General features: G+C 65.9%; 15 protein-coding genes. 6 read left to right on the top strand and 9 right to left on the bottom strand.

Translation table 11 applies throughout. The features are described from left to right. Window positions 1-330: 330 nt before the first annotated feature. Entirely contained in the window at window positions 331-1,083 is a 753-nt protein-coding gene (locus tag UNPF46_RS36270) for an SDR family NAD(P)-dependent oxidoreductase (protein ID WP_100181377.1), read from the bottom strand. Window positions 1,084-1,108: 25 nt separating this feature from the next. Then, entirely contained in the window at window positions 1,109-1,750 is a 642-nt protein-coding gene (pdxH, locus tag UNPF46_RS36265) for a pyridoxamine 5'-phosphate oxidase (RefSeq protein WP_142253229.1), read from the bottom strand. A 113-nt stretch (window positions 1,751-1,863) separates the two neighbouring features. Between pdxH and UNPF46_RS36260 the strand changes: the two genes are divergently transcribed. Both UNPF46_RS36260 and UNPF46_RS36255 read left to right on the top strand, forming a co-directional pair. After that, entirely contained in the window at window positions 1,864-2,271 is a 408-nt protein-coding gene (locus UNPF46_RS36260; protein ID WP_174719113.1) for an RT0821/Lpp0805 family surface protein, read from the top strand. 109 nt (window positions 2,272-2,380) lie between these two features. Beyond that, window positions 2,381-3,346: a DnaJ C-terminal domain-containing protein gene (locus UNPF46_RS36255; RefSeq protein WP_142253228.1), complete on the top strand. Its 966-nt coding sequence runs from the start codon at window positions 2,381-2,383 to the stop codon at window positions 3,344-3,346. Window positions 3,347-3,661: 315 nt separating this feature from the next. On the opposite strand, the gene UNPF46_RS36250 is transcribed toward UNPF46_RS36255, so the two are convergent. Further along, the gene (locus UNPF46_RS36250) at window positions 3,662-4,432 is read right to left on the bottom strand and encodes an anti-sigma factor family protein (protein WP_100179232.1); all 771 of its coding nucleotides are present in this window, start codon (window positions 4,430-4,432) and stop codon (window positions 3,662-3,664) included. A 106-nt stretch (window positions 4,433-4,538) separates the two neighbouring features. Beyond that, on the bottom strand, window positions 4,539-5,027 hold the full coding sequence (locus UNPF46_RS36245; protein WP_097659779.1) for a sigma-70 family RNA polymerase sigma factor: 489 nt from the start codon (window positions 5,025-5,027) through the stop codon (window positions 4,539-4,541). Between the two features lie 173 nt (window positions 5,028-5,200). Here UNPF46_RS36245 and fabI point away from each other — a divergent pair, with 173 nt between their 5' ends. From fabI to UNPF46_RS36225, 4 genes are all read left to right on the top strand, one after another. Continuing rightward, window positions 5,201-6,016: an enoyl-ACP reductase FabI gene (fabI, locus tag UNPF46_RS36240; protein WP_097659655.1), complete on the top strand. Its 816-nt coding sequence runs from the start codon at window positions 5,201-5,203 to the stop codon at window positions 6,014-6,016. A gap of 12 nt (window positions 6,017-6,028) precedes the next feature. After that, the gene (locus UNPF46_RS36235) at window positions 6,029-6,628 is read left to right on the top strand and encodes a histidine phosphatase family protein (protein WP_100179233.1); all 600 of its coding nucleotides are present in this window, start codon (window positions 6,029-6,031) and stop codon (window positions 6,626-6,628) included. A gap of 200 nt (window positions 6,629-6,828) precedes the next feature. Continuing rightward, the gene (aroC, locus tag UNPF46_RS36230; RefSeq protein ID WP_142253227.1) at window positions 6,829-7,917 is read left to right on the top strand and encodes a chorismate synthase; all 1,089 of its coding nucleotides are present in this window, start codon (window positions 6,829-6,831) and stop codon (window positions 7,915-7,917) included. Window positions 7,918-7,992: 75 nt separating this feature from the next. Continuing rightward, complete coding sequence (locus tag UNPF46_RS36225; RefSeq protein ID WP_142253226.1) at window positions 7,993-9,183, top strand: adenylate/guanylate cyclase domain-containing protein; 1,191 nt, start codon at window positions 7,993-7,995, stop codon at window positions 9,181-9,183. 3 nt (window positions 9,184-9,186) lie between these two features. Here UNPF46_RS36225 and clpS read toward each other — a convergent pair whose 3' ends face one another. Genes clpS through UNPF46_RS36200 form a run of 5 tightly spaced genes read right to left on the bottom strand, consistent with a single transcriptional unit; the run spans window position 9,187 to window position 11,926 of the window. Beyond that, window positions 9,187-9,492, bottom strand: coding sequence for an ATP-dependent Clp protease adapter ClpS (clpS, locus tag UNPF46_RS36220; RefSeq protein WP_100179235.1), 306 nt, complete (start codon window positions 9,490-9,492; stop codon window positions 9,187-9,189). Between the two features lie 43 nt (window positions 9,493-9,535). Next, entirely contained in the window at window positions 9,536-9,877 is a 342-nt protein-coding gene (locus tag UNPF46_RS36215) for a DUF190 domain-containing protein (protein WP_142253225.1), read from the bottom strand. Between the two features lie 2 nt (window positions 9,878-9,879). Beyond that, entirely contained in the window at window positions 9,880-10,302 is a 423-nt protein-coding gene (gene crcB / locus UNPF46_RS36210; protein ID WP_100179237.1) for a fluoride efflux transporter CrcB, read from the bottom strand. 6 nt (window positions 10,303-10,308) lie between these two features. Then, on the bottom strand, window positions 10,309-10,698 hold the full coding sequence (gene crcB, locus UNPF46_RS36205) for a fluoride efflux transporter CrcB (RefSeq protein ID WP_100179238.1): 390 nt from the start codon (window positions 10,696-10,698) through the stop codon (window positions 10,309-10,311). Between the two features lie 16 nt (window positions 10,699-10,714). After that, the gene (locus UNPF46_RS36200) at window positions 10,715-11,926 is read right to left on the bottom strand and encodes an MFS transporter (RefSeq protein ID WP_142253224.1); all 1,212 of its coding nucleotides are present in this window, start codon (window positions 11,924-11,926) and stop codon (window positions 10,715-10,717) included. Between the last annotated feature and the right edge of the window lie 53 nt (window positions 11,927-11,979).

The raw sequence follows: 11,979 nt of genomic DNA, 5'->3' as shown, positions 1-11,979 counted from the left end.
GACCGCGGGTGCCAGCCGGCACCCGGCCTTCCCTGCGCCCTCTTGGATTTGGAGGGTGGAGCGACGAAGCAAAGCTCGGGCGAATTGAGCCGCGAGAATGCGAAGGCGTGTCTGCAAGCTGAGCTGCGTGCCACAAGCTCGATCTCGTAGGGTGAGCAACGCGCAAGCGTGCCCACGCCCTGTTGCTTATGGAGGAAGATTGTGGGCACGGCGCTATGCGCCTTTGCCCATCCTACGGCACAGCCGCTGGGATCTGCATTGGAGCATCGCAAGACGACGTGGAGTCTTCGCCCTTGCTCCATCCCCGCCGCGTCATGACACCCGAACGGACTACACGTGCTGGCCGCCGTTGATGTGGATCTCGGCGCCGTTGACGTAGGAGCTGGTGTCCGTGCACAGCACGTAGATGATCTTGGCGACCTCGTCGGGCGTGCCGAGGCGGTGCAACGGGATCTGCTGTTCGACGATCTTCTCGGTGCCCGGCGACAGGATCGAGGTGTCGATCTCGCCCGGTGCGATCGCGTTGACGCGCACGCCGACGCGGCCGAAATCGGAGGCCATCTCGCGCGTCAGCGAGGCCAGCGCGGCCTTCGAGGTGGCGTAGGCGGCGCCCGCGAAGGGATGCACGCGCGAGCCCGCGATCGAGGTGACGTTCACGACCGAGCCCTTGGCGGCCTTCAGTTCCTCGATCAGTCCGCGCGCGATCATGATGGGTGCGAAGAAGTTGACGTGGAAGACGTGCGTCCAGGTGTCGAGATCGGTGTCGACCGAACCGAGCCGGGAGCCGCCCGGGCCCTTCGGCGAGATTGCGGCGTTGTTCACCAGCGCGTGCAGCATGCCGCCTTCGAGGCGGTCGCGGATATCGGAGATCGCGCGTGTCGTGTCCGCGGGATTGCTGAGATCGACCTGGATGTGATCCTCGGGGCCTGCGTCCCACGGGCAGTCCTCCGGAAAGGGATGCCGCGAGCAGGTGATGACGCGCCAGCCCGCGGAAGAGAAGCGGATCACGGTGGCGTGGCCGATACCGCGGCTGGCTCCGGTCAGGAGCAGCGTGCGGCGCGGCGCATTGGACGAATGCGGCATGGACATCTTTCAGGTCGGCCCAATCTTACGGATACATCCGCGTCTTGGACCACGGTTGGCCGGCCGCGTCACGGCGAAATTCGATGCGGTCATGCAAGCGGAACGGGCGGTCGTGCCAGAACTCGATCCGCGAGGGGGTGATGCGCCAGCCGCTCCAGCCCGGCGGCCGCGGCACTTCGCCGATGACGTGTCTGGCCGCGACTTTCGCGATGGCTTGCTCGAAGGCGAAGCGGCTCTCGAGCGCCTGCGACTGCTTGCTCGCCCAGGCCCCGATCTGCGCCTGCTTCGGCCGGGTGGCGAAATAGGCGTCGGCCTCGGCGTCGGTCACCGGCGTCACGTTGCCGCGGATGCGGACCTGACGGCGCAGCGACTTCCAGTGAAAGAGTAACGCTGCCTTAGGATTTGCGGCGAGCTCGCGGCCCTTCTGGCTCGCGATGTGGCTGTAGAACACAAAACCCTCGGTATCGAAGCCTTTCATCAGCACCATGCGCACGTCAGGCAGGCCGTCAGGGTCGACGGTTGCAAGCGCCATGGCGTTCGGATCGTTCGGCTCGCTCTTGATCGCCTCGTTCAGCCAGCTCTCAAACAGCGCAAATGGCTCGTCGGCGGCGGTAAAATCACCGGATGTTAAGGGTGTCTGGTGTTTCATCGAGGTCGTGTCGGTCATGTCTGGAGTCCGAGTTGCGTCCCGCGGCCCAAAACGCGTTGTTGTCCGCTACCGCCCTATATAGGGCATGGGGACGCGTTGGCCTATCGGCGATCCGGCCGTCCGGCTTTGTCTTGACGATCATTCTCATCGGGCTCGGCACCGGCGGCTGCAGCTTTTCCCGCGGTGACAAGAGCGCCTACGCCAAGGCCGACGACAGCGACCTGACCGGTTCGATTGCGACGCCGGCCAAGGACGCCCCGCCGACCGAGACCGATCTCGCCTTCGCCCGCAACGCCGCCTCCGACGTCCTCAGCAAGGGCGACAAGGATTCCAGCCAGCACTGGGAGAATCCGGACACCGGGGCACGCGGCTCGGTGACGCCGATCGCGCAGTCCTATGCCGCCGAGGACGGCCGCAAATGCCGCGACTTCCTGGCAAGCTACGTCAACGGCAAGACTGAAAGCTGGCTCCAGGGCGCCGGCTGTCAAAGCAGCCGTGGCCGTTGGGAGATTCATACGCTAAAGCCGTGGCGGAGCTAGGATTCGGCCGGCAAGCCTAGTTGCAAAAATGCCACTCCATCCCCACATGGATCGCAGGTGGGGCGGGGAGCCCTTTGGACAATTCGATTTCTTGAAGGAGACGTGACGGATGCGCGACCCCTATGAGGTCTTGGGGGTGCCGCGGAGCGCCAGCGCTGCCGCGATCAAAAGCGCCTATCGCAAGCTTGCCAAGAAGCATCATCCCGACAGCAACAAGGACGACCCGAAAGCCGCCGAGCGTTTCTCGGAGATCAACTCGGCGAACGAGATCCTCGGCGACGAGGACAAGCGCAAGCAGTTCGACCGCGGCGAGATCGACGCCGAGGGCAAGCCGCGCTTCCAGGGCTTTCCGGGCGGCGGCGGCGGGCCGCGCGGCCGCGCCGGTCCCGGCGGGTTCGAGAGCTACACGTTCCGCTCCGGCGGCGGCCCCGGCCAGGGCGGCGGCGCCTTCGAGGACATCCTCAACAGCATGTTCGGCGGCGGGGTGCGCGGCGCGCGGCCCGGAGCTGGCGGCGCCGGGCAGTTCGAATTCGACACCGGCGGGATCGGGCTCGATCTCGACGTCAACGTCGCCATGACCGTCTCGCTGGAAGAGTCGGTCAAGGGTGGCGAGAAGCGTGTCCGGCTGCCGACGGGCAAGGAGCTCAACGTCAAGATTCCGGCTGGCGTCACCGAGGGCCAGCAGATCCGGCTCCGGGGGCAAGGCGAGAGCGCGCAGGGCCATCCGCCCGGCGATCTCCTGATCACCATCAGCGTCGCGCCGCACCCGTTCTTCAAGGTCGAGGGTGCCGACCTCAGGATCGAGCTGCCGGTCGCGCTCTATGAGGCGGTGCTCGGCGGGAAGGTCCGGGTGCCCACCCTCGGCAATGCCGTGGAGCTTTCGGTCCCCAAAAACACCTCCAGCGGCCGGACCTTCCGCCTCAAGGGCAAAGGTCTGCCAAAATCTGGTGGAACCGGGGATCTCTTCGTCACCATCAGGATTATGCTACCGGACGGGAACGACGCCGAGCTTGAAGCATTGATGGAGAAGTGGCGGGATCAACACCCCTACAATCCACGTAGCGGGCTTGGTTAGGCGATCGAACTGAAGGGGTTTTCTCCTAAAGGCCTAGGGCATCGTCCTGGAGATGATGCCCATCATATGCCTGAGGCGTGGTAGCGCTTCATGAGTTCGACGTGTCGGCTGTCCGGCGGGGCAGCCGATAAAAAGGTGCGGCCTCGAGAGGGGGACCAGCGCGGTACCAAAATCCCCAATCGAGGCCGCCCGCGTCGATCGGCGGATCGAACGCTGCTCATTTTCGCGTGATCATCCGGTGCGATAATGAGACGCGCCGATGTCCTGATTCCAAATTTTCAATGACGGAATCGAGGCACCGCGCTCAAGCGTCGTTTAAGTGCCGTTTTTCTCGGCCTGATCGTAGACCGCCTGCGCCACCTTGGTCAGCCGCTCGCGGTCGCCGCCGCCGCTGACGACGTAACCCACGCCGCGCTCGGCCCAGAACAATGCGCCGTCCTTGTCGGTCCTGGCGTAACGCATTTGCGTCGCACCATTCTCGGTCTTGGCGGTGTAGATCGTGTACCGCTCGCCCGAGGCGCCCTCATACATCAGGAACGACGCGGGGCCGTTCGGCCCCGGCAACAGCCGGCCGCCGACGAGCTTCAGCCCGCTCGCCTCCAGATTCGGCGCGAACACGGTCCAGCCGCAGCGCCGGGTCAGCCAGGCCTGCAGGTGGTCGCGCTCGTTGCCGCCGACCTCGACGGGGTGGCGGACCTCGACGACATAGAGGCGGTGGGCGTCGAGCGCGTCCGCCGTGAAGCTCTGGAAGGTCGAAGGTGCGCTGGCCGCGCCATGCGCGACCCAGCCGGCCGTGCCGCCGGCGACGAAAGCGACCAGCACAGCGGCGGCGGCGCCATAGAGCCATTGCCGCGGGCGGCGCTCCAGCCGCTCGAGCTCGAGGCGTGCCGGCACCGGCTCCTGGACGATGGCGTCGTAGCGGGCGTGCAGCATCTCCGCCATGGCGCGCCAGGACTGCACGCGTTCGGCGTCCTCGGGATGGGCGGCCAGCCAGGCCTCGACGTCGGCGCGGCGCTCGGCCGGCAGCTCGCCGTCGACATAGGCGTGCAGTTCGTCCTCGGTCACTGGGATATTGCGGTCGTTCATTTCGGTCGTCTCTGGCTCTGTGGCCCTAAAAGTCGTTCAAAGCTCAACTTCGTTCGCTGCATCGGAGAACTGCAGGCGGACACTACGCGATGCATCAACCCTGGCATCATTTCACCCGCCTGAGCGCCGGGCGCTCGCCCTCCAGCGAGGCCTTGACGTGGGCGCGGGCGCGGGCAAGGCGTGACATCACCGTGCCGATCGGCACGCCCTGGATGTCGGCGACCTCGCGGTAGCTCATGCCCTCCAACATCACCAGCAGCAGCACCGAGCGCTGCTCCTCGACGAGCGTCGCCAGCGCCCTCTCGATGTCGCGGCCCTCGGCTTCGGTGCCGCTCGCATCCGGGTTGTTCTCCGTCAGCTGCATGAACTGCGGCCGCCTTGCCAGCGAGCGCCGCCGGTTCTTGTTGAGGTTGGTCAGGATCGTGTAGAGCCAGCTCCTGACGTCGCCTCCGAGAAACAACCGCTCCGAACGCAGCGCCCGCACCAGCGTGTCCTGCACCAGATCGTCGGCCGCGTCCGCGTCGCGCGTCAGCGCGCGGGCGTAGCGGCGCAACGCCGGGATCATGGCTTCCACACTCTGGCGAAACGCACTCATTGCGAGCTTGACGTCCTGATGTCAGGCGCGAGCGCCCATAGTGATCATAACACCCGAATGGAACGGCTATTCCGGCGCTCGAAACAGCGTTAACGCGGCGTATTAGGACTGTACCGCGGGGGAGGGCTGGTGTACCTCCAGACCTCAGCAAGAGTTCGACGGGACGTTGAAAAATGGCGCAGAATTCAGGTCTGATGCAGGGCAAGCGGGGCGTGATCCTCGGCCTTGCCAACAACCGCTCGATCGCCTGGGGCATCGCCAAGGCATGCCATGCCGCCGGCGCCGAGCTCGCCTTCACCTATCAGGGCGATGCGCTGAAGAAGCGCGTCGAGCCGCTGGCCGCCGAGATCGGTGGTCTCGTGCTCGGCCATTGCGACGTCACCGATGCCGCGACCATCGACGCCGCGTTCGCGGTGCTGAAGGAGAAGTGGGGCAAGATCGATTTCCTGGTGCACGCGATCGCCTATGGCGAGCAGCTCGACGGCCGCTACGTCGACACCACGGCGGAGAACTTCTCCAAGTCGATGCTGATCTCCTGCTACTCGTTCACGGCCGTGGCGCAGCGCGCCGAGAAGCTGATGACGGACGGCGGCTCGCTCATCACCCTCAGCTACTACGGCGCCGAGAAGTGGATGCCGCATTACAACGTGATGGGCGTCGCCAAGGCTGCGCTCGAAGCCAGCGTGCGCTATCTCGCCGCCGATCTCGGCGAGAAGAACATCCGCGTCAACGCGATCTCGGCAGGCCCGATCAAGACGCTCGCGGCATCAGGCATCGGCGACTTCCGCTATATCCTGAAGTGGAACGAGAACAATTCGCCGATGCGGCGCAACGTGTCGACCGAGGACGTCGGCGGCAGTGCGCTGTATCTCCTCTCCGACCTTTCGCGCGGCGTCACCGGCGAGGTGCATCACGTCGATTCCGGCTATCACGTGCTCGGCATGAAGCGCCCGGACGCGCCGGACATTTCGTTCGGCGGCAAGGACTGATCTTCAGCCGGAATGCCCGTGCCCACGATCTATTATCTTCGCCACGGCGAGACCGAGTGGAACGCGCTCGGCAGGCTTCAGGGCACCAAGGACATTCCGCTGAATGCGCGCGGGCGCGGCCAGGCCGTCCAGGCGGGCAGCATTCTCGCCGACCTGTTCAAGCGCGAAGGGCGCGACAAGGCGGCGCTGCCTTACGTGTCGAGCCCGCTAGGCCGTGCGCGCCAGACCATGGAGCTCGCGCGCGGCAGGCTCGAACTGCCGGTTGCAGAATACGCGGTCGATGACCGGCTGCGCGAGATAGGCTACGGCACGTGGGAAGGGCTAACGCTGGCCGAGAGCGAGGCGGCCGATCCCGACGTGTACGCCCGGCGCCTCGCCGACAAATGGTCCGTGGGCCCCGCCGGCGGGGAGACCTATGCCGACGTTCAGGTCCGCGTGCGCGCCTGGTACGACCAGCTGCAGACCGACACCGTCGCGGTCGCCCATGGCGGGACATGCCGGGCCTTGATGGTTTCGCTCGGGCTGGAGACCCCGGTCAGCGCGGCCGAGCTCTATATCGAGCAGGGCGCGGTCTACGTGTTTCGCGACGGGCGGCTGGAGAAATTCAGTTAAGCCGGCCGCGTTGCCCGTCATGCCCGGGCTTGTCCCGGGCATCCACGCACTTGCTCGCTCGTGGCGGCCCAGAACGTGGATGGCCGGGACAAGCCCGGCCATGACGACTGTGGGACCATTTGACCCCCCATTCAGATCGCGTTACGTCACGTTGACATTTAACATTTGCGTTGCATGTCAACGTTAGGCGGCAGTTCGGCATGTCCTTCAACACCTTCGGCCACATGTTCCGCGTCACCACCTTCGGCGAGAGCCACGGGGTGGCAATCGGCTGCGTGGTCGACGGCTGTCCGCCGATGATCCCGCTCACCGAGGCCGACATCCAGCGGGACCTCGACCGCCGCCGGCCCGGCCAGTCGCGCTTCACCACCCAGCGCCAGGAGCCGGACCAGGTGAAGATCCTGTCGGGCGTGATGGCGCATCCGGAGACCGGCGTGCAGGTGACGACGGGCACGCCGATCGGCCTCCTGATCGAGAACACCGACCAGCGCTCGAAGGACTATTCCGAGATCAAGGACAAGTTTCGCCCGGGCCACGCCGACTTCACCTACGAGGCCAAATACGGCCTGCGCGACTATCGCGGCGGCGGCCGTTCCTCGGCGCGCGAGACCGCGACGCGGGTTGCCGCCGGCGCCATCGCGCGAAAAGTGCTGCCCGACGTCAAGGTGCGCGGCGCGCTGGTGCAGATCGGTCCGCACAAGATCGACCGCGCGAAGTGGGACTGGGACGAGATCGCCAAGAATCCGTTCTTCTGCCCGGACAAGGACAAGGCCGCGTTCTTCGAGACCTATCTCGACGGCATCCGCAAGAGCGGCTCGTCGATCGGCGCTGTGATCGAGGTCGTCGCCGAAGGCGTGCCGGCGGGCCTTGGCGCGCCGATCTACGCCAAGCTCGATTCCGATCTGGCGGGCGCGATGATGACCATCAACGCCGTGAAGGGCGTCGAGATCGGCGCGGGCTTCGGCGCGGCCGAGCTCACGGGCGAAGAGAACGCCGACGAGATGCGCACCGGCAATGACGGCACGCGCTTCCTGTCGAACCATGCCGGCGGCGTGCTGGGCGGCATCTCCACGGGGCAGCCGATCGTGGTGCGTTTCGCGGTGAAGCCGACCTCGTCGATCCTGCAGCCGCGCCTGACCGTCGACCGCCACGGCGCCGACACCGAGATCTTCACCAAGGGCCGCCATGATCCCTGCGTCGGCATCCGCGCCGTCCCCGTCGGCGAAGCCATGATGGCCTGCGTTCTGGCGGATCACTTCCTGCGCGACCGCGGGCAAGTGGGGCGCTAGCAAACGGTCGTCATGTCGCGGTACTAGTCCACCGCGCAGCTTGACGGGGCTACAACTTCGTCCGCAAATGCGGACATGCAAAGCTCCGAGCTCCAGCGCATCACCAACTGGTTGATCGACGGCGCGAGGTCGTCCGGGACCCCGGCCGAGATGATCGCCGACGTCTGCGAGCATCTGGTCGAAGCCGGCCTGCCGCTATGGCGGTTCGGCATCTTCATCCGCACGCTGCATCCTGAAATCTTCGGCCGCAACTTCATCTGGCGGCAGGGCCAGGAGGTCGAGATCGGCACCGTCGATTTTGACATCCTGGACACGCCCGAATTCGCCGCGAGCCCGCTCCGCATCGTGTTCGAGCGGGGGATCGAGGTCAGGGGACGCATCGGCGATGCCGACAACGCACGGTTTCCGATTCTTGACGACCTGCGCGCCGAAGGGGCGACCGACTACATCGCGGTGCCGATGCCGTTTCTCGACGGCTCGGTCCACGCGACGAGCTGGGTGACACGACATCCCGGCGGCTTCACCGACGACCATATCGCAGCCATCCGCTCCATCGTGACGCCGCTGGCGCGCGTCAGCGAGATCATCAGCCTGCGCCGCACCGCCGAGATGCTGCTCGACACCTATGTCGGCAACCGTGCCGGCGCGCGCATCCTCGGCGGTCAGATCCGCCGCGGTCACAACGACACCATGCAGGCCGCGATCTGGCTGTCGGATCTGCGCGGCTTCACCGCGTTGTCGGACCGGCTGCCGCCTGAAACGGTGGTCCAGATCCTCAATCATTATTTCGACTGCCAGGTCACCGCGATCCGCGGCCATGGCGGCGAGGTCCTGAAGTTCATGGGCGACGGCCTGCTCGCGGTGTTCCCGATCGACGAATATGTCGGCGATGCCGCCCATGTCTGCACGCGCGTGCTGGAGGCCGCGCGCGAATCCCGCGCCAGCGTCGAGGCGCTGGCCTTTCCGGTCGGCGACGTCGTCGAGCGCTTCCGCTTCGGCGTCGCGCTCCACGTCGGCAACATCCTCTACGGCAATATCGGCGGCGGCAACCGCCTCGATTTCACCTGCATAGGACCCGCCGTGAACCTTGCTGCACGGCTCGAGAAGATCACGGGCCGTCTGGGGCGGACCGTCGTCGCCTCGGAAGGTTTTGCCAATGCCTGCCGCCATGACTGGCGCGAGCTCGGCGAATTTCCGATCGCGGGATTTTCCAAGGCGCAGCGCGTGTATGGGCTCGCCGAGGAGACTCGGGCGGCGGTCGTCTGAGCGCTATTCCTCCGGCTCGGTCGTGAACAGCAGCGGATAGCCCTTGGCGCGGCCGGCGTCGGTGGCACGGGTGGCCTTGGTCTCGGCGACGTCCTTGGTGAATACCGCAACGACGCAGGCACCCAGCTTGTGGGCGGTGATCATCACCTTGTAGGCCTGATCCTCGGTCATGCGGAATTCGGCCTTCAGGATCATGGTGACGAATTCGCGCGGCGTATAGTCGTCGTTGATCAGGATGACCTTGTGCAGCTTCGGCCGCTCGACCTTGATCCTGGTCCGCGTCTTCGGCTTGGTGACGGTGTTGTTCATTCCGCCTCCTGGACGCGGTGGGCTGGGGTTGCTGCCGGAGCGATCAGCTCGCGGCTTTCTCACCATATTGCAGGACCTGCACCTTCTCCAAGGTGATCAGGCCGCTCGACATCATGCCATCCAGGATGGGCAGGAATGCGTTGATGTTGTCCTCGCTGTCGACGATCTCGATCAGCAGCGGCAGATCTTCCGACAGCCGCAGGATCTTCGAGGTGTGCAGCCGGCTCGACTTGCCGAATCCCATTGGACCACGCAGCACGGTGGCGCCGGCGAGGTGCCGCTCGCGCGCCGTCATCACGATCGCTTCATAGAGTGGCTTGCCGCCGAAATGATCGCTCTCGCCGATGAAGATCCGGAGCGAAACGGCCTGATTGGGAATTTGCATGCTCAGCTCCTTGTCAAGCGGTTGTAGCGGCTCGCCATCATATGGCCGAGCCAGACCGACACCAGCCAGCAGATCACGGATGCGGCGATGTAGGCGAGCGCCGTGTATTTCATGCCGCCGTGGAACAGGCGGAAGGTCTCGAGGCTGAAGGTCGAAAAGGTGGTGTAGCCGCCGCAAAACCCGGTCATGACGAATTGCCGGTGCTCGGGCCGCGCCAGCATGCGGCCGTCGGGGCCGGTCAGCGTCGCGTAGAAGCCGATGATCAGCGAGCCCGTCGCGTTGATGAACAGTGTCGCGAAGGGAAAGCCCGGTCCGGTGTCGAGCGCGAGCCCGACCAGATAACGCGTCAGACCACCGACGATGCTGCCCGCGGCGACCCAGGCATAGAGCATCGCAGTGCGCCAGCGTTCGGCGGGAGAGTTCATCGGCCGCTAGCCTCCCAGTCCGTCCGCAAGCAGGAAACCGCAACTGACCGCGGCAAGGCACAGCCCGACCGAGAATACGACGTTGCCGAGTGCGTGGATCGGCTCGCCGCTCCGCGCGAGCGTCAGCGTCTGCAGGCTGAACGAGGACACCGTGGTATAGCAGCCGAGAAAGCCTGTTACGGCGAACAGCCATGGATCGGGCGCGGCGAAGGTCGAGCCGGGATGGGTCGCCAGCGCGCCGAAAATGCCGATCAGGAAGGCGCCGGAGACGTTGATGGTCATGGTGCCCCACGGAAACGTCTCGCCCAGCCGCCGCGCGATCGCACCGGAGACGAAGTAGCGCGCGCAGCCGCCCAGCACGCTGCCGATCATGATCGCGATTGCTCCGCTCAGCACGATGAATAGCCTCCCGTCATGCTTTGTCCTCCGTGGCCAGTCCGTTGCCGACGGCGAGCAGCCCCAGAAGTGAAATCAGCGCGAAGCCGAGCCCGGCCAGGAACGTGCCGATCGGACCATAGGCGTCCCACAGCGCGCCGGCGATCACGCTCGCGGCCAGCAATGCCAGGCCCGTGAACAGGTTGAAATAACCGAACGCGGTGCCGCGCAGGCTGGGCGGTGCGGCGTCGGCGACGAGCGCCGAGAGCAGGCCTTGCGTCAATCCCATATGCAGGCCCCACAGCACGATACCGAGCGCGAGGCCTGCGAGATTCGCCAGCAGCGCGAGGGCGAGATCGGCGCCGGCGAGGAAGACGAGGCCGAGCGCGAGCAGGCCGGTCCGGTTGATGCGGTCCGACAGCACGCCGGCCGGATAGGCCGACAGCGCGTAGACGATGTTCATCAGCACCAGCACCGCCGGCACCCACATCGCGTTGAGCCCGATGTTCTGCGCGCGCAGGATCAAAAATGCTTCGCTGAAGCGCGCGAGCGTGAAGACGACGCCCACGGCGACGACGCGCCAATAGACTGCGCCGAGCTGCCGCATCGCGGCGAGATTGAGCGGGTTCTTGGCAGGCTCCCGGCTCGGGTCCGGCTCCGGCTCGCTCACGGCGAAGGCGATCAGTCCGAAGGACAGGAAGGCAGGCAGCACGGCGAACCAGAAGACGAGGGCGAAATTGTCTGCCGTCCACCACATCAGACCGATCGCCATGAGCGGCCCGACGAAGGCGCCGATGGTGTCGAGCGATTGCCGCAGGCCGAAGCTTGCGCCGCGCAGGCCGCGAGGTGCGATATCGGCGATCAGCGCATCGCGCGGCGCGCCGCGGATGCCCTTGCCGACGCGGTCGACGAAGCGGGCCGCCACCAGCCATTCGACGCTGGGCGCCAGCGGAAACAGCGGCTTGGTGAGGGCGGCAAGGCCATAGCCGAGGGCGGCGAGCAGCTTGCGGCGGCCGAGCCAGTCCGACAGCGCGCCGGAAAAGATCTTGGTGATCGAGGCCGTCGCTTCCGCCATGCCTTCGATGAAGCCGACGGTCAGCGTCGAGGCGCCGAGCACGGTGACGAGATACACCGGCAGCAGCGCGTGGATCATCTCGGAGGAGACGTCCATCAGCATCGAGACGAAGCCCAGCACCCAGATCCCCCTGGGCAGCGCGCTACGTGCCGTATTCGGTGTCGTCGTCGTCACGTCTTCGCCTTTGTCACCAGACAACAAAAAACCCGCCAGCGGCGGGGTTTTCC

The sequence above is a fragment of the Bradyrhizobium sp. UNPF46 genome (genome assembly GCF_006658625.1).
Lineage (GTDB): Bacteria > Pseudomonadota > Alphaproteobacteria > Rhizobiales > Xanthobacteraceae > Bradyrhizobium > Bradyrhizobium nitroreducens.
This window is presented reverse-complemented; position numbering and strand designations above follow the sequence as displayed.